Below are 17063 nucleotides of genomic sequence, written 5' to 3'. Positions count from 1 at the left end.
AGTCTGGCATTCGGACACGAGCTCTGCCGTAGACGCGCGTCTACGGCAGAGCTCGTGTCCGAATGCCAGACTTGACCCCAATCGTATTACCGAAGAGCTCGTGTCCGAATGTCAGACTTGACCCCAGTGTTTTGCCCGGGGTTTAGCTGTCGAGGTGGGAGATCAGCAGGCGGCGGTTGTCGGCGTCGCCGGTGCTGGCTTTGTGTTCGACCACCAGGCGCGAGTTTTGCGCGTCCAGCGAGATGCCTACCGACAGGATGTCGATCAGCAGCAGTTGCAGGATGCGCGAGATCATCGACAGGAAGGTCGTGCTGTCCTCGCTGTGATCGACCGCCAGGCATACGCTGGCTTTCTTGGCCAGCGGCGAGTTGCTCGATGTGATGGCGATGACGTCCGCCCCCGCCGCCCTCGCCGCGTCCACCGCCGCCAGCAGATCCGGCAGCTTGCCGGAGTTGGAGATGGCGATCACCACGTCGCCCGGATTTAACAACTCGGCGGCCAGGGTCAGCAAATGCGAGTCGCCATACGCCGCGGTCGGAATGCGGAAGCGGAAGAACTTGTGCTGCCCGTCCAGCGCCACCACGCGCGAATTGCCCATCGCGTAGAACTCGACCCGCTTGGCCTTGGCCACCAGCGCGATCGCCTTGTCCAGCGAACGCACATCCAGCTGATCGCGGAATTTCAAAATCGCGGAAACAGTATTGTCGATTACCTTGGCGCTCAGATCATGCGTGCTGTCGCTGACGCGCACCTGGCTGTGCCGCACTGGAATCGCACCGGTCAGGCTGCTGGCGAACTTCAACTTGAAATCGGCCAGGCCAAGGAAGCCCAGCGAGCGGCAGAAGCGGATCACGGTCGGCTGGCTCACCTCGGCCAAACGAGCGATGTCGGCGATCGGCTCGTTCAACACCAGGCGCGGCTGCTCCAGCACCAGCTGCGCCACGCGCTGCTCGGCCGGCGTCAGCTCATGCTGCAGATGCTGCACGCGCTCCATCAGCGTGTTGGCGCCGCTGCGTCCGCGCAGGTGCTCGGACAAAATCGTCGCCACACCATAGAACGCCGGATTAGGCGTGGTGATCACATACGTCGGGATCTCCGACAGGTAGCTGGTGAAACGCCCCTTGGCCTCGAAGCGCGCGCGGAACGGCGACGACGCGAACCACTCGCCCATGCGCGGCACGATGCCGCCGCCGATGAACATGCCGCCGAACGCGCCCAAGGTCACGGCCAGGTTGGCGGTGGCGCCGCCCAGCATGGCGCAGAAGCATTCCAGCACCTCCAGGCACAGCGGATCCTTGTCGGTCAGCGCGCCGGCCATGATCTCCTGCGAGGTCAGGTCGCGCACCTGGCGGCCGTTGCGCTTGGCGATGGCGCGATAGATGATCTCCATGCCGGGGCCGGAAATCAGACGCTCGGTCGACACGTGCGACCAGGTCTGCCACGCGTACTGCAAAATCGAATATTCGCGCTCGTCGGCCGGCGCGAAGTTGGTGTGGCCGCCTTCCGAACCGAGCGTGACGAAACCGTCCACGGTCGGAATCACGCCCGACACGCCCAGGCCGGTGCCCGGCCCCAGCACGCCGATGACGGAATTGGAGGCCGGCTTGCCACCGCCCACCTGCATCAAATCGGCCGGCTTCAGGCCCGGCAGCGACATCGCCAGCGCGGTGAAGTCGTTCACCACCAGCAGCGTGTGCAGGCCCAGCGCGCGGCGCACTTCGTCGGTGGAGAATTCCCAGTCGCGGTTGGTCATGCGCACATGGTCGCCGCTGACCGGGTTGGCCACCGCCAGCGCCGCGTGGTTCAGCGTGATGTCGGCGTGGTCCGCCAGGTAGGAGCGCAGCATCGCAACGATGTCGGTGTAGTCGTCGCACTTGAGCACCCGCACCGCGCGGAACTCGCCGGGCGCGGTCTGCAGCGCGAAGCGGGCGTGGGTGGCGCCGATGTCGGCCAGCAGGCGCGGGCCGTCGGCAAAGGCGGTGCGATTCAGTTTTTGATCCACTTCAGCTTGTTTCATCGTCGATTCAGTCAAAACAGTTGGCGGAAGCATACCCGAAATACGCAATGTTAAGAAGGAAACTGGTGCAAATTCCCCTCTCCCGCCACGCTACGCGGCGTAGCCGAACCACGCTCCGAAGGCCGGCAGCTCCACCTGGCCGTTGACGACCGTGCCCGGCAGGCCATAGCCTTCCATCTGCTCGGCGCCCACCGCCTGCGGCAGCGCGCAGCGGACCGGCTCCGCGCCCAGGTTGAATACGGCGATGATGCCGCGCTCGCCCTCGGCGTCGCGGCGCAGCGCCAGCACCGGCTCCGGCGCGTCGAAGAACTCGATGGCGCCGCGCGTCAGCTGCGGCAGCTTGCGGCGCCAGGCGATGAACTTGCGGGTGAACTCCAGCGACGACGCGGCGTCGCCCTCCTGCACCGAGGCAGCCTTGGCCAGGTGGTCCGGCGATACCGGCAGCCACGGCTTGCCTTCGGTGAAGCCACCGTTGGCGCCGGTGGTCCAGGCCATCGGCGTGCGGCAGCCGTCGCGGCCCTTGAACTCAGGCCAGAAGGTGATGCCGTACGGGTCCTGCAGCAGTTCGAACGGCACGTCGGCCTCGGCGAAGGCCAGCTCGTCGCCCTGGTACAGGCACGGCGTGCCCTTGAGCGACAGCTGCATCGCCAGGATCATCTTGGCGAACGCCACCGGCGCGGACGGGCCGCCCCAGCGGGTCGCCACACGCTGCACGTCGTGGTTGCCGACCGACCAGGAAGCCCAGCCGCCCTTGACGCGCGCCTCGAAATTCTCGACCTGCTTGCGGATGTAGTGCGACGAGCAGGTCGGCACCAGCAGATTGAAGCTGTAGGCCATCTGCAGCTTGTCGCCGTCGGCGGTGTACTCGGCCATCACGGCCAGCGAATCGTCGGCGCCCACTTCGCCGATGGCGACCGCCTTGTATTCGTCCAGCAGCGTGCGCAGCTTCTGCAGGAACGCCAGGTTCTCCGGCCGGCTCTTGTCGTAGATGTGCGCCTGCATGCCGTAGGGGTTGACGTCCGAGACGGTGGCGGTGTCGCGGTTGACGGCCGGCGGATTGCTGCGCAGCTCCAGGTCGTGGAAGTGGAAGTTGCAGGCGTCCAGGCGGATGCCGTCGACGCCGCGCTCCAGCCAGAAGCGCAGCGCGTCCAGGTGCGCCTGCTGCACTTGCGGGTTGTGGAAGTTGAGCTGCGGCTGGCTGACCAGGAAATTGTGTAAATAGTATTGACGGCGGCGCGTGTCCCACTGCCACGACGAACCGCCAAACACCGACATCCAGTTGTTGGGCGGGTTGCCGTCCGGCGCCGGATCGGACCAGACGTACCAGTCGGCCTTGGGATTGTCGCGGCTGGAGCGGCTCTCCTTGAACCACGCATGATCCTCTGCCGTGTGGGCCATCACCTGGTCGATCATGATCTTCAGGCCCAGGCTGTGCGCCTTGGCGACCATGGCATCGAAGTCGGCCAGCGTGCCGAACATCGGGTCGACGTCGCAGTAGTCGGAGATATCGTAGCCGAAGTCCTTCATCGGCGACTTGAAATAAGGCGAGATCCAGACGATGTCCACGCCCAGCGATGCGATATAGTCCAGCTTTGCAGTAATACCAGGTATATCTCCTATGCCGTCGCCGTTTGTATCGTTGAAGCTGCGCGGGTAGACCTGGTAAATGATCGCCTCACGATACCAGTCCTGAGCATGCGGGGAAACTTGTGTAAGTTGCTTAGTCATAAGAAAATCCGGGGTTGGCAAAGCTGGGATATAGGTTTGTAGACAATATACATCACGGTAGTGGAATTTTCAATCCATGAACCGGTAGCGGATTATTACAATTAATCCTTAAAAATCAATATCTTGCGTATTTTTACAAAAATTCGCCGGATAAAAATAGTAGTCAAACTACACACTCAGGAGAGAGATAGTGAGCAATACCGGCAACGGGCCGATGCCCCGGCAAATCCCTTACATCATCGCCAACGAAGGCTGCGAACGCTTCAGCTTCTATGGCATGCGCAATATCCTGACGCCCTTCCTGCTCAGCACCCTGCTGCTGTTCGTGCCGCTGGCCGACCGCGCCAGCGAGGCCAAGCACGTGTTCCACACCTTCGTCATCGGCGTGTACTTCTTCCCGCTGCTGGGCGGCTGGCTGGCCGACCGCTGGTTCGGCAAGTACAACACAGTGTTCTGGTTCAGCCTGATCTACGTGGCCGGCCACGCCTGCCTGGCCATCTTCGAGGACAACCTCAAGGGCTTCTACTTCGGCCTGTTCCTGATCGCGTTCGGTTCGGGCGGCATCAAGCCGCTGGTGGCGGCGTTTGTCGGCGACCAGTTCGACCAGACCAACAAGAACCGCGCCAAGGCGGTGTATGACGCCTTCTACTGGATCATCAACTTCGGCTCCTTCTTCGCCTCGCTGCTGATGCCGCTGTTCCTGCGCGACTACGGCCCGGCCGTCGCCTTCGGCATTCCCGGCATCCTGATGGCGATCGCCACGCTGGTGTTCTGGCTCGGCAAGCGCAAATACATCCACGTGCCGCCGGCCGCGCCGAATCCGAACTCGTTCAGCAGCGTGGCCCGCACCGCGCTGATGAGCAAGCAGCCCGGCCAATCGCGGCCCGGCCTGGTGGTGGCCGGTGCCGGCGCGCTGGGCGCGGTGGCGTCGTTGTGCATGACGCCGCAGTGGGGCTTCGTCATCGCCGCCTGCCTGGCGCTGGTGCTGGTGCTGGCGTTCGGCGGCATCGGCGTGTCGATGCAACTGGACCGCGCGCGCGGCCTGCACAGCGACGAGGCGGTCGAAGGCGTGCGCGCCGTGCTGCGCATCCTGATCGTGTTCGCGATGGTGACGCCGTTCTGGTCGCTGTTCGACCAGAAGGCCTCGACCTGGATCGTGCAGGCCAACTCGATGGAGAGTCCCCTGCTGAACATCCTCGGCTGGGAATTCACGCTGCTGCCGGCGCAGATGCAGGCGGTCAATCCGATCCTGGTGATGCTGCTGATCCCGTTCAACAACCTGGCGCTGTTCCCGATCATGCGCGCCATCGGCATCACGCCGACGCCACTGCGCCGCATGGGCCTGGGCATCGCGCTGTCGGCGGCGGCCTGGGTGGTGATCGGCATGATCCAGCTGCGCATGGATGGCGGCGACAAGGTCTCCATCTTGTGGCAGCTGCTGCCGTACGCGCTGCTGACGCTGGGCGAGGTGCTGGTGTCGGCGACGGGACTGGAATTCGCCTACAGCCAGGCGCCGGCGCCGATGAAGGGCATCATTCTGAGCTTCTGGTATCTGGCGGTCACCATCGGCAACCTGTGGGTGTTGATCGTCAACGCGGGCGTGAAGAACGACGCGGTCAGCGCGCACATCGCCACCAGCGGCATGGGCGTGATCGCGTTCCAGATGTTCTTCTTCGCCGCCTTCGCGCTGCTGGTCGCCGCCATCTTCGCGCTGTACGCGATGCGCTACAAGATGGTGGACAACTATCGCACTGCAAACAAGGGCAGCGCGACCAAGTAAGCATCCTACGCGGGCGGCGCCTTGATGTTCACGGCAACGCCCGCGATGATGTCATACGGCACGCGCACCCGAGGCCCTTCGCCGCCGAAATCGGCAGGATTGCGCGTGATGATAAGACGGCCTTCCGCTTCAGCTGTCGCACGTACGATGCAGTCTGGTAGTGAGTATTTGGGAGGATGAGTGATGCTGTGGCCGCGTAAAGTAGCCGCGCGCTCCATGATATCGTCGTTCAGATGAACAATCCGGATGGCCGCCCCGGCAAGAAGGCCTTGAAGCGCTCCTTACCAATTGAGTCCATCTTGCATGCCACTTCCATCCAGGTGATGGAGCTAATGATAGCGTCGTCATAGCTCGTCAGCTCGACCACCGCTGCAGCATGCCCCTCCAGATTGTCGATCAGTATATTCGTGTCGAAGAGGACTATTTCCATTCGGCTCGCGCCTCGCGCTGGTAAGCGACCGCGTCGCGCGGCTTATCCGGATCATTCTTCCACATGCCATGCACGCTCATGACGGCAGCAAGACGTTTCGCGCGCGCGGCGGCGCTGATGGCGGCCGTGTCAGCAGCTACGCCGCTCGCTTTGACAGCCTCAGTCATCTTCGCAAGGGCGGCTTGGCGCTGCCGCTCAAGCATCTCGACCGAGCATTGGGCGGCATAGGCTACCAATAGCGCATCGATATTTTTTGCACCCTTCATACGCGTCATGCGTGACGCACCGCTTAGCCACAATCCTTTAGCTTTGGCCTTCTTCGGATATACAACCGCAAGCATCTGCAGCAGTTGGATGCTAGTCAAATGGTTAGAGTCAACCTGCCGCGCGCGCGCGGCCGCACGCACGCGCGCTATTTCGCGATCGTCCAGTTCTACCGTAAGTTGCGCCATGAAACACCCATTTCGGTTGCCTAGGCAGTTAGTGTATAACAGGCGCACAGACATGGCACTCCGCAAGGGACGAATAGACCCCATCAACGATCAAGGTATCAAAACTACAGGTTTTGGATTACCATAACCGGCAAATACAGGGGTATTTGCCGGTTTTTTGTAGCCGCACTACCTAAATCTATAGTTTTGGAGGCGGCGATATGGGTAGTAGGCATCTTGGAGTTTGGCGGCGGGTCGCCGGGGTTTCTGTTGGCGGCGTGCTGGCTTTGGGCGGTGCGGCGGCCGCTGCCGCCGATGCGGCGACCATCGCCGCCTGCGATGGGCCGTTTGCCACCGTCCTGCAGCCGGCCGTCGCCGCCGATGCGCGGGCTTATTGGCTCAATCGCCAGTTGATCAAATGGCCGGGCGCCGATGCCGCCGGCGGCGTTTTCAAACTCTATCACTCCGCTTCCGCCTCGCTGCACGCGGCGCCCGGCACGCGCGTGTCCGGCGCGGACGGCGCGCTGGCGTTGATGCGCTTCGATGGCGGCTTGCCGGCCGATGTCGCACAGCGCTTCAAGTTTGTCGGCGACGGCGCGGTGCTGGCGTTGGCCTCCGCCGACGCGGCGCGCCTCCGTGGCGTGCTGACGCAGCAGGTCATGCTGGTGCACGAGGCCGACGACGGCACCGTGCGCGATGCCACCACGCTGCAAATCGCCGGCGCGCTCGATGACTTGTACGCGGGCGCCGCCAAGGCGCGGGATCTGGGCGTCAGTGTCGGCGGCTCCGGCGCGCGGCCGGGCAAGCAGACAGGCTTCAAACTGTGGGCACCGACCGCGCAGCGTGTGGCACTATGCACCTACGCCGACGGCTCCGGAAAGGCCTCCGCCCTCACCACCATGCAGCGCGACGACGCCACCGGCATCTGGTCCGCGCGCCTCGATGGCAACCGCTCCGGCCAGTACTACCAATACCTGGTGGACGTGGTGGCGCCATCGGCAGGCCTGGTGCGCAACCTCGTTACCGATCCCTACTCGATCAGCCTCACCACAGACTCGAAGCGCAGCTACATCGCCGACCTGAACGCCGCCAACCTGAAACCCGCCGGCTGGGATAAAACCCCCGCGCCGAAAAAGGTCGCCACCCAATCCGACATGACAGTCTACGAACTGCATGTGCGCGACTTTTCGATCAATGACAGCACCGTCAGCGCCGCCAACCGCGGCAAGTACACCGCTTTTACAGAAGCCGGCTCCAACGGCATGAAGCACCTGGCTGCACTGAGCAAAGCCGGCATGACCGACATTCATTTGCTGCCGGTATTCGACATCGGCAGCGTGCCGGAAAAAGGCTGCGTCACGCCCGCCATCCCGGCAGGCCTGGCGCCGGACAGCGAAGTACCGCAAGCGCTGGTCGCAAAAACCCAGTCCACCGACTGCTACAACTGGGGCTACGATCCCTACCACTACAACGCGCCGGAAGGCAGCTATGCCACCGATCCCGCCGACGGCGCCAAGCGCATCATCGAGTTCCGTCAGATGGTACAGGCGCTGCACAAGACCGGCCTGCGCGTCGGCATGGACGTGGTGTACAACCACACCTTCATCGCCGGCCAAAACGACAAGTCGGTGCTGGACCGCGTGGTCCCCGGTTACTACCACCGCCTGAACGCAAAGGGCGCAATCGAGCGCTCCACCTGCTGCGACAACACCGCCACCGAAAACCTGATGATGGCCAAGCTGATGATCGACTCCGTCGAACAGTGGGCGGTGCAGTACAAGATCGACTCCTTCCGCTTCGACCTGATGGGCCACCAGCCGCGTACCGCGATGGAACAGCTGCAAGCCCGCGCCGACCGCGCCACCGGCCATCACATCAACCTGATCGGCGAAGGCTGGAACTTCGGCGAAGTGGCCGACGGCGCGCGCTTCGTGCAGGCCTCGCAGCTGTCGCTGAACGGCAGCGGCATCGGCACCTTCAGCGACCGCGCGCGCGACGCCGTGCGTGGCGGCGGCGCCGGCGACAGCGGCGTGCAGATGATTACGCAGCAGGGCTACATCAATGGACTGGTGTACGACGCCAATGCGCAAGCGGGCAAGCGCCCCGCCAGCGACCTGCTGCAAACGTCGGACCTGGTCAAGGCCGGCCTGGCCGGTTCGATCCGCAGCTACCCGCTGCGCACCTGGGACGGCAAGACGCAACAGCTGCAGGACATCGTCTACGGCGGCAACCAGCCGGCCGGCTACGCCAGCGAGCCGGGCGAAGTGGTCAACTACGTCGAGAACCACGACAACCAGACGCTGTACGATATCAACGCCTTCAAGCTGCCGCAATCGACCACCAGCGCCGAGCGCGCGCAGGTGCAGATGCTGGGCGCCGCCATCAACGCCTTCAGCCAGGGCGTGGCCTACTTCCACGCGGGCTTCGACATCCTGCGATCCAAATCACTGGACCGCAACAGCTTCGAATCGGGCGACTGGTTCAACCGCATCGACTGGAGCTACCAGGACAACTACTACGGCACCGGAGTTCCGCGCGCGGAGGACAACGGCAAGGACTACGCCCTGATCAAGCCCCTGCTGCGCGACGCCGCCATCAAGCCGTCGCCGAAAGACATCGCCTATGCGCGCGACGCCTTCCGTGACCTGCTGGCGATCCGCTCCAGCAGCACGCTGTTCCGCCTGCGCACGGCGGCCGACATCAAGCAGCGCCTGCGCTTCCACAACACCGGCGGCGACCAGGTGCCGACCGTGATCGTCGCCCACCTGGACGGCGCAGGTTACGCGGGGGCCAACTTCAAGTCCGTCACCTACCTGATCAACGTCGACAAAGTGGCGCAGCGCGTGACGGTCGCGGAAGAAAAGAACCACCACTACCAACTGCATCCGGTCCACACCAACATGGCCGCAGCGGACAAACGCGTGGCCCTGGAAGCCAAATACGACGCGGCCTCCGGCACGTTTGCAATTCCGCCACGCAGCGCCGTGGTATTCGTAGAAAAGAACTAAACACCGTGATATCTTTTTGGCTCCCTATCGATCCAGAAAGAGATCACCATGAGACGCAACCCTATCGCAGCACTGCTGCTACTGCTCACGCTCAGCGCCTGCGGTGGCGGCGGCGACTACGCCGCGCAGGCTAACCGCGCACCGGTCGCCGTGGCCGGTCCCGCGCAAACCGTCGCCGCCGGTACATCGATCAAACTGGCGGGCAGCGGCACCGACGCCGATCAGGATCTCCTCAGCTACACCTGGACGCTGACCAAGCCCTCAGGCAGCGGTGCAACCCTGCTCAACGCCAAAGTCGCCACGCCCACCTTCTTTGCCGACCTGCCGGGCGTGTACACCGCCACGCTGGTGGTCGACGACGGCAAACTCAATAGCGCGCCGTCGTCCGTGATCATTACGGCGCAGTAGCCGCCGTACCTCGTTTGGTGCACCTCGTTTAGTGCGCCGCCATTAAACACGGCGGCCGCCAAGGCCCGCAGGTTCCCGGCGACGGCATAGCTGCTACACTAGTTTTTCGCCCGTCACCGTCGTCCACAACATGAAACTGCACACGCTCGCGCTGCCCCTCTTCTTCTTCGCACTGACCGCTTCCGCCGCGCCCATTGCCGATCCGGTTGAATTGATCAATCCCCTGATGGGCACCGCCAGCAAGCCGGAACTCTCGAACGGCAATACTTACCCGGCCATCGCGATGCCGTGGGGGATGAACTTCTGGACGCCGCAGACCGGCAAGATGGGCAATGGCTGGGCCTACACCTATGACGCCGACAAGATCCGCGGCTTCAAACAGACGCACCAGCCCTCGCCGTGGATGAACGACTACGGCCAGTTCGCCATCATGCCGGTGACAGGGAAACTCAAGTTCACGCAGGACGACCGCGCCAGCTGGTTCTCGCACAAGGCGGAAGTGGCGAAGCCCTACTACTACAGCGTCTACCTGGCCGACGCCGACGTCACCACCGAGATCGCGCCGACCGAACGCGCCGCGCAGTTCCGCTTCACCTTTCCCAAGACCGACCAGGCCTACGTGGTGGTGGACGCTTACGACAAGGGTTCGTACATCAAGGTGATTCCGTCGGAGCGCAAGATCGTCGGCTACAGCACGCGCTACGCGCGCGGCCCGCTGCCGAAGAACTTCAAGAACTACTTCGTCATCTACTTCGACAAGCCCTTCGCCTCGACCCGCATCTGGAGCGGCGACAAGCTGGCCGGCGACGTGATGGAACTGGCCAGCGACCATAGCGGCGCGGTGGTCGGCTTCAAGACCGAAAAAGGCGAGAAGGTCGGCATGCGCGTGGCCTCCTCCTTCATCAGCGAAGAACAGGCGGAGTTGAACCTGAAGCGCGAGCTGGCCTCCGATAGCTTCGACGCCACCGCACAAAAGGGCAAGGACATATGGAACAAGACGCTGAGCCGCATCAGCGTGGAAGGCGGCAGCGACGAGCAAACGCGCACCTTCTATTCCAGCCTGTATCGCATGCTGTTCTTCCCGAATAAGCTGTACGAGATCGATGCCAACAACCAGGTGGTGCACTGGAGTCCCTACAACGGCAAGATCCTGCCCGGCTATATGTTCGCCGGCACCGGCTTCTGGGACACCTTCCGCGCGCTGTATCCCTTCCTGAACCTGATGTACCCGTCGATCAACCGCGAGATGCAGGCCGGCCTGGCCAACGACTACAAGGAAAGCGGCTGGCTGCCCGAGTGGTCCAGTCCCGGCCTGGCCGATGTCATGATCGGCAATAACTCGGCATCGGTGGTGGCGGACGCCTACATCAAGGGCCTGCGCGGCTACGATATCGAAACGCTGTGGCAAGCGCTCAAGCACGGCGCCGACAACGAGGGGCCGATGAGCGCCGTCGGCCGCGCCGGCGTCAAGTACTACAACGAACTTGGCTACGTGCCGTATGACGTCAAGATCAACGAGAACGCCGCCCGCACGCTGGAATATGCGTACGACGACTTCACCATCTACCAGCTGGGCAAGGCGCTCGGCAAGCCGCAATCGGAGATCGGCATCTACGCGCAGCGGGCGATGAACTACAAGAAGCTGTTCGACCCGGAGACGGGCCTCATGCGCGGCAAGAACAAGGACGGCAGCTTCCAGTCGCCGTTCAATCCCTTCAAATGGGGCGATGCCTTCACCGAGGGGAACAGCTGGCACTACACCTGGTCCGTCTTCCACGACGTGAACGGGCTGGTGGACCTGATGGGCGGCCGCGAGAAGTTCGTCGCCAAGCTGGATCAGGTGTTCGCGCTGCCGCCGACCTTCGACGAGAGCTACTACGGTGAAGTGATCCACGAGATCCGCGAAATGCAGATCGCGAACATGGGCCAGTACGCGCACGGCAACCAGCCCATCCAGCACATGATCTACCTGTACGGCTACGCCGGCGCGCCATGGAAGACGCAGTACTGGGCGCGCGAAACCATGAACCGCCTGTACAAGGCCACACCGGACGGCTATTGCGGCGACGAGGACAACGGCCAGACCTCGGCGTGGTATGTGTTCTCGGCGCTGGGCTTCTACCCGGTCACGCCGGCGGTACCGCAGTATGTGGTGGGCGCACCGCTGTTCAAGAAGGTCACGCTGCGGCTGGAGAATGGCAAGACGGTGGTCATCAACGCCCCGGCCAACAGCGACAGCAAGCGCTATGTGAACGCGCTCAAGGTGGACGGCAAGGCCTACTCGAAGAACTGGCTGAGCCACGCAAGCCTGATGCAGGGCGCGGTGCTGGATTTCGACATGTCCAGCCAGCCGAATAAGCAGCGCGCCACCGCACCGGCCGACGCGCCCTACTCGTTCTCCACCGACCGCTAGCGCTTACTCCTGACCGATCAGGACGACCGTGTTCTTCGTGCCGAAGTTGACGCTGCCGCCTTTGACGACGGCGGTTTTGCCCGAGTAGTAGTCCTTGACCTTCTGGCCGTTGGCGAACACCCCGTGCAGGTTGATGCTGGTGGGTTTGTCGGCCGGCAGGTCCAGCGCGACGACCACCTTGTCGTGCAGCGCACCCTTGTCATAGGTGCGCTTGAAGACATAAGGCTTCGCTTGCAGCTGCTGGTGCACGCCGGTGCCGACCGCCACGTGGGCCTTGCGGAACAAGCCCAGTTTGGCCCAGTGCGCGCGCACGTCGGCGATCTTGTAGCCGTCGCGCTGCGCGTTTTGCTGCAGCTCGTCCCAGTTCATGAAGGAGCGCAGCTTGGCGTCGCCCACCGCTTCCGCCACATCGAGCTTGCGCGCGGTTTCGTCGCCGTAGTAGATCTGCGCGGCGCCGGGCGCCAGCAGCAGCTTGTTCGCGCTTTCGAAAGGCTTCTTGCGCGAGGCGTCGAACGGCTTGTCGTAGTCGTGCGAGTCCAGGTAGTTCAAGACCGAGTAGCCATCCAGCGCGCCGCCGTGCAGCATGTTCGAATAGCTGCTGAACAGCGATTCGTAATCCTTGGCGGCGTCGTACACCATGCCGAAATTGATCATGCTGTCGAAGCCGTTCTGGTAGTAGTTGGCAGTCTGCCCGCCGCCCAGGTCGAACACCTGCCCTTGCGCGATGTTGTAGTTGAAGACTTCCGCCGTCATGAAGAACTTGTCGTCGCTAAGCCTCTTGTCCGGATTGGCGCGCTTCCAGTCCTCGTAGGCGGCGCTGGCCACCGTGCCCAACTCCTTCCACACCTTGGCTTCGACGTGCTTGACGGTGTCGGCGCGGAAGCCGTCCACGCCGTACTTGCGCACCCAGTCCGAATGCCATTTCATCAGGTAGTAGCGTGGCGCGCGCGGATAGCCGGTGCGGGCGAAGAATTCGTCCAGCTCCTTCACTTCGCGTTCGAAGCGGCCTTCGCGCTGCCACTTCGCCGCCAGGTTTTCCGGCAGCTCGACCGGAGTGTCGCTGTCGGTGCGGAAGTCGGGCAGGTTCTTCACCAGCGTGCATTCGATGGTGGTCTTGGCGTCCTTGTAGGTGCACTGCGGGCCGGTGCGCACCCAATCGTCCGGCCAGACGTAATCGGTCTCGGTGACAGGGCCGGTCTGGTTCATCACCACGTCCAGCAGCACGCGGATGCCGTGCGCGTGCGCGGCGTCGACGAAGTTGCGGAAGTCGTTCTCCGTTCCCAGGTTGGCGTCGACCGCAGTGAAGTCGGCGGCCCAGTAGCCGTGGAAGCCGTAGGACTTGCCGGTGCCTTCGTCCGTGCCTTCGTGGATTTGCTCCACCGGCGGCGACACCCAGATAGCGCTCACGCCCAGGCTGTCGAAGTAGCCCTCGTTGATCTTGGTGGTGATGCCGGCCAGGTCGCCGCCCATGAAGCCGCGCAGCGGACCGGCATCCGCCTTGCGGCCGTAGGCCAGGTCGTTGCCGACAAAGGCGTTGTTGAAACGGTCCGTCAGCAGGAAGTAGACGGTGGCGTTCTCCCACAGGAATGGCTGGCGCGCGGCCGGCTTTGCGGCCGGCGCGGCGATGGCGGTGGTGCCAACTGTCGCGGCGCCGAGCGCCAGCGCCAAAGTCATTGCAAGGGGAGTCAATTTCATGCTGTCGTCCTTAGTTGTGGTTTTAGGTGATGACGGTCGGACGCGCACGTCCAGTCCATCCGGTGATGCCGCCGACCTGCTCGGCGATGAGTATCAATGCGGCCAAAGCCTGCTGGGTGAGCAGGTGGTGGTAAGTCGGATCGGCCTCGTAACGCTCCAGGTAGACACGCAGGGTGGCGCCCTCGGTGCCGGTGCCGGACAGCCGGAACACGATGCGCGAGCCGTTGGTCATCACGATGCGTATGCCCTGCTGCACGGCGACCGAGCCGTCGACCGGATCGGTGTACTCGAAATCGTCGGCGAAATCGACCACGTAGTGGCCCAGGTCCTGTCCCGCCAGCGTGGGCAGCTTGATGCGCAGGGAGGCCATGAGCTCATTGGCCGCCTCGGAAGCGACCGCCTCGTAATCGTGGCGCGAATAGTAGTTGCGGCCGAAACGCGCCCAATGTTCGTCGACCAGCTGTTGCACCGATTTGCCGGTGACGGCCAGCAGGTTAAGCCAGAACAGTACGGCCCACACGCCGTCCTTCTCGCGGATGTGGTCCGAGCCGGTGCCGTAGCTCTCCTCGCCGCACAGCGTGGCCTTGCCGGCGTCGAGCAGCGTGCCGAAGAACTTCCAGCCGGTCGGCGTTTCGTAGCACGGGATGCCCAGCGCCTCGGCCACGCGGTCGGCCGCACGCGAGGTGGGCATCGAACGGGCGATGCCTTTCAACCCGGCGCGGTAGCCCGGCGCCATGGTCGCATTTGCGGCCAGCACGGCCAGGCTGTCGGACGGTGTGACCTCGAACTTGCGGCCAACGATCATATTGCGGTCGCCGTCGCCGTCGGAGGCGGCGCCGAAGTCGGGCGCGTCGTCCTCCGCCATGATGGCGATCAGCTGTGCCGCGTTGACGGGGTTGGGATCAGGATGGTGGCCGCCGAAGTCCTCCAGCGGCACGGCGTTGATGACGGTGCCGGCCGGCGCGCCCAGCATGCCTTCGATGATGGCCTTGGCGTAGGGACCGGAGACCGCGTGCATGCCGTCGAAGCACATGCGGAAGCCGCTCCCGAACAGCGCCTTGATGGCGTCGAAATCGAACAGGCGTTGCATCAGCTCCGCGTAATCGGCCACCGGGTCGATCACCTCCACGTCCATCTGCTCGATGCGCGACGTGGCGATGCGGTCGATGTCGATGGCCGGGGCGTCGCTGATGCGATAGCGCGAGATGGACTCGGTGCGCTGGAACACCGCCTCGGTTACGCTCTCCGGCGCGGGGCCGCCGGCGGCGATGTTGTACTTGATGCCGAAGTCGCCATCCGGTCCACCCGGATTATGGCTGGCCGACAGCACGATGCCGCCCAGCGCGCCGTGCTTGCGGATCACGCAGCTGACGGCGGGCGTCGACAGGATGCCGCCCTGCCCCACCAGCACCCTGGCGAAGCCGTGGGCCGCCGCCATGTGCAGGATGGTCTGCACCGCCTCGCGGTTGTGGTAGCGGCCATCGCCGCCCAGCACCAGCGTTTTGCCGGCGCAGTCGCCCAGCGTGTCGAACACGCTTTGCACGAAGTTTTCGAGATAGGATGGCTGCTGGAAGACGCTGACTTTTTTCCGCAAGCCGGAAGTCCCCGGCCGCTGGCCAGGGAATGGTTTGGTTGCTACGGTTTGTATGCTCATGTTCGCTCCGCACGGGTGAAGGACTGTATTCGCAGCCCCTGTTTTACCTGTTCCGGCGAAACTGCGGCGCGCAAATACATGGTCAAGCGAACAATCTTACCTCAGCGGGCTACCGGATCGGCGTTATCGCGCACGGCCAGCGTCAGCGCGCCAGCCATCACCATGCATACGCCGCCCAGCATCAGGGTCTTGATCGGATGGCCGGCGAACCAGTACTTGGTCACATAACCCAGCAGCAGGCCGCTGACGATTTGCGGGATCACGATGAAGAAATTGAAGACGCCCATGTAGTAGCCCATGCGCTTGGCGGGCAGCGCGCCGGCCAGGATCGCATACGGCATGGTCAGGATGCTGGCCCAGGCGATGCCCACGCCGACCATCGGCACGAACAGCATGTTCAGGTCATGGATGGCGTAGATGCTGAACAGGCTGATGCCGCCGATCGTCAGGCAGCTCATGTGGACGAATTTGCGGCTGGTCATGCGCGCCAGGATAGGCAGGATGAAGGCGGCCAGCGCGGACACGCCGCTGTACACCGCGAACATCACGCCCACATGGTTGCCCGCGCTCTGGAACGCGGCCGATTGCGCGTCGGTGGTGCCGAACACGTTTTCGCCGATGGCGTTGGTGGTGTAGATCCACATCGCGAACAGCGCGATCCAGGTGAAGAACTGCACGGCCGCCAGCTGCACCATGGTCTTCGGCATGCGCAGGAAGCCGCCGAGGATTTCCTTGAGCGCGTGGCCCAGGCCCTTGGTGCGGCGCTGCTCGGCGCGGAAGGCTTCCATGTCGTCTGGCGGCGTTTCCTTCGCGGTGAGCACGGTCCACAGCACGGCCAGGAAGTAAATCGCGCCGCCGCTGTAGAACGAGTAGCGCACGGTGTCGGGAATGGCGCCGCCGACCGGCACGTTGCTCACGCCCAGATGGGTGAAGATGGTCGGCAGCAGCGAGGCGATCACCGCGCCCCAGCCGATGAAGAAGGTCTGCATCGCGAAGCCGGCGGTTTGCTGCGAAGGTCCCAGCTTGTCGCCGACGAAGGCGCGGAACGGCTCCATCGACACGTTGATCGCGCCGTCGAGCAGCCACAGGACGATGGCGGCCATCCACAACGCGGAGGAATTCGGCATCAGGAACAGCGCGATCGATGCCAGCAAGGCGCCGACAAAGAAGAACGGGCGGCGGCGGCCCCAGGTCGGGTGCCAGGTGTTGTCGCTCAGGTAGCCGATAATCGGTTGTACCAGCAGTCCGGTCACGGGCGGCGCGAGCCAGAACAACGGCAAGTCGTCGGGATTGGCGCCCAGCGTGGAGAAGATCCGGCTGACGTTGGCGTTTTGCAGCGCAAAGCCGAACTGGATGCCTAAGAAGCCTAAGCTCATGTTCCACAGCTGCCAAAACGACAGTATGGGCTTGCTGCTGGAAGATTGCATGCTGCGCGTCCCGGATTATTTTGAATTTGTAGCAAAATAACACGCAGGCCGGTGCGTGTCAATTGAAAGAGT

General features: G+C 63.5%; 12 protein-coding genes. 4 read left to right on the top strand and 8 right to left on the bottom strand.

The annotated features are described in order from the left end of the window. Positions 1-142: 142 nt before the first annotated feature. Together GTP90_RS17590 and GTP90_RS17585 are read right to left on the bottom strand one after the other, a co-directional pair. Complete coding sequence (locus tag GTP90_RS17590) at positions 143-2017, bottom strand: glucokinase (protein ID WP_161084772.1); 1875 nt, start codon at positions 2015-2017, stop codon at positions 143-145. Positions 2018-2107: 90 nt separating this feature from the next. Beyond that, the gene (locus GTP90_RS17585) at positions 2108-3745 is read right to left on the bottom strand and encodes an alpha-glucosidase (RefSeq protein WP_161084771.1); all 1638 of its coding nucleotides are present in this window, start codon (positions 3743-3745) and stop codon (positions 2108-2110) included. Between the two features lie 214 nt (positions 3746-3959). Here GTP90_RS17585 and GTP90_RS17580 point away from each other — a divergent pair, with 214 nt between their 5' ends. Continuing rightward, on the top strand, positions 3960-5525 hold the full coding sequence (locus GTP90_RS17580; RefSeq protein WP_161084777.1) for a POT-type proton-dependent oligopeptide transporter: 1566 nt from the start codon (positions 3960-3962) through the stop codon (positions 5523-5525). Positions 5526-5530: 5 nt separating this feature from the next. Here GTP90_RS17580 and GTP90_RS17575 read toward each other — a convergent pair whose 3' ends face one another. The 3 genes from GTP90_RS17575 to GTP90_RS17565 are packed head-to-tail and all read right to left on the bottom strand — an operon-like array spanning position 5531 to position 6407. Next, positions 5531-5743 (bottom strand): PIN domain-containing protein, encoded by a 213-nt coding sequence (locus GTP90_RS17575; protein ID WP_161084770.1) that lies wholly within the window; start codon positions 5741-5743, stop codon positions 5531-5533. 11 nt (positions 5744-5754) lie between these two features. Next, positions 5755-5955 (bottom strand): PIN domain-containing protein, encoded by a 201-nt coding sequence (locus GTP90_RS17570; protein WP_161084769.1) that lies wholly within the window; start codon positions 5953-5955, stop codon positions 5755-5757. Continuing rightward, on the bottom strand, positions 5946-6407 hold the full coding sequence (locus GTP90_RS17565; protein ID WP_161084768.1) for a hypothetical protein: 462 nt from the start codon (positions 6405-6407) through the stop codon (positions 5946-5948). The genes GTP90_RS17570 and GTP90_RS17565 overlap by 10 nt, the downstream gene beginning before the upstream one ends. Before the next feature lie 200 nt (positions 6408-6607). Here GTP90_RS17565 and pulA point away from each other — a divergent pair, with 200 nt between their 5' ends. The 3 genes from pulA to GTP90_RS17550 all read left to right on the top strand — a co-directional run bounded on the left by pulA (position 6608) and on the right by GTP90_RS17550 (position 12215). Continuing rightward, positions 6608-9394 carry a pullulanase-type alpha-1,6-glucosidase gene (gene pulA, locus GTP90_RS17560; RefSeq protein WP_161084767.1) on the top strand — a complete coding sequence of 929 codons (2787 nt, stop codon included), beginning with the start codon at positions 6608-6610 and terminating at the stop codon, positions 9392-9394. A 48-nt stretch (positions 9395-9442) separates the two neighbouring features. Then, the gene (locus GTP90_RS17555) at positions 9443-9802 is read left to right on the top strand and encodes a PKD domain-containing protein (protein ID WP_161084766.1); all 360 of its coding nucleotides are present in this window, start codon (positions 9443-9445) and stop codon (positions 9800-9802) included. Between the two features lie 130 nt (positions 9803-9932). Then, positions 9933-12215 carry a GH92 family glycosyl hydrolase gene (locus GTP90_RS17550; protein WP_161084765.1) on the top strand — a complete coding sequence of 761 codons (2283 nt, stop codon included), beginning with the start codon at positions 9933-9935 and terminating at the stop codon, positions 12213-12215. Between the two features lie 3 nt (positions 12216-12218). Here GTP90_RS17550 and GTP90_RS17545 read toward each other — a convergent pair whose 3' ends face one another. From GTP90_RS17545 to GTP90_RS17535, 3 genes are all read right to left on the bottom strand, one after another. Further along, positions 12219-13910 (bottom strand): alpha-amylase family glycosyl hydrolase, encoded by a 1692-nt coding sequence (locus GTP90_RS17545; RefSeq protein ID WP_161084764.1) that lies wholly within the window; start codon positions 13908-13910, stop codon positions 12219-12221. Between the two features lie 22 nt (positions 13911-13932). Beyond that, positions 13933-15564 carry an alpha-D-glucose phosphate-specific phosphoglucomutase gene (locus tag GTP90_RS17540; RefSeq protein WP_161084763.1) on the bottom strand — a complete coding sequence of 544 codons (1632 nt, stop codon included), beginning with the start codon at positions 15562-15564 and terminating at the stop codon, positions 13933-13935. 101 nt (positions 15565-15665) lie between these two features. After that, a complete protein-coding gene (locus GTP90_RS17535) occupies positions 15666-16991 on the bottom strand; it encodes an MFS transporter (RefSeq protein ID WP_161084762.1) in 1326 nt (441 codons plus the stop codon). Between the last annotated feature and the right edge of the window lie 72 nt (positions 16992-17063).

Source organism: Duganella vulcania (assembly GCF_009857655.1).
GTDB lineage: Bacteria > Pseudomonadota > Gammaproteobacteria > Burkholderiales > Burkholderiaceae_D > Rugamonas > Rugamonas vulcania.
The sequence above is the reverse complement of the archived record's forward strand: the minus strand, read 5'-3'. Positions and strand labels throughout refer to the sequence as shown.

Excerpts from the sequence above, each read along its gene's own strand:
- GTP90_RS17590 (WP_161084772.1), bottom strand. The coding sequence starts at position 2,017 with ATGAAACAAGCTGAAGTGGATCAAAAACTGAATCGCACCGCCTTTGCC.
- GTP90_RS17585 (WP_161084771.1), bottom strand. The coding sequence starts at position 3,745 with ATGACTAAGCAACTTACACAAGTTTCCCCGCATGCTCAGGACTGGTAT.
- GTP90_RS17580 (WP_161084777.1), top strand. The coding sequence starts at position 3,960 with ATGCCCCGGCAAATCCCTTACATCATCGCCAACGAAGGCTGCGAACGC.
- GTP90_RS17575 (WP_161084770.1), bottom strand. The coding sequence starts at position 5,743 with ATGGAGCGCGCGGCTACTTTACGCGGCCACAGCATCACTCATCCTCCC.
- GTP90_RS17570 (WP_161084769.1), bottom strand. The coding sequence starts at position 5,955 with ATGGAAATAGTCCTCTTCGACACGAATATACTGATCGACAATCTGGAG.
- GTP90_RS17565 (WP_161084768.1), bottom strand. The coding sequence starts at position 6,407 with ATGGCGCAACTTACGGTAGAACTGGACGATCGCGAAATAGCGCGCGTG.
- pulA (WP_161084767.1), top strand. The coding sequence starts at position 6,608 with ATGGGTAGTAGGCATCTTGGAGTTTGGCGGCGGGTCGCCGGGGTTTCT.
- GTP90_RS17555 (WP_161084766.1), top strand. The coding sequence starts at position 9,443 with ATGAGACGCAACCCTATCGCAGCACTGCTGCTACTGCTCACGCTCAGC.
- GTP90_RS17550 (WP_161084765.1), top strand. The coding sequence starts at position 9,933 with ATGAAACTGCACACGCTCGCGCTGCCCCTCTTCTTCTTCGCACTGACC.
- GTP90_RS17545 (WP_161084764.1), bottom strand. The coding sequence starts at position 13,910 with ATGAAATTGACTCCCCTTGCAATGACTTTGGCGCTGGCGCTCGGCGCC.
- GTP90_RS17540 (WP_161084763.1), bottom strand. The coding sequence starts at position 15,564 with ATGAGCATACAAACCGTAGCAACCAAACCATTCCCTGGCCAGCGGCCG.
- GTP90_RS17535 (WP_161084762.1), bottom strand. The coding sequence starts at position 16,991 with ATGCAATCTTCCAGCAGCAAGCCCATACTGTCGTTTTGGCAGCTGTGG.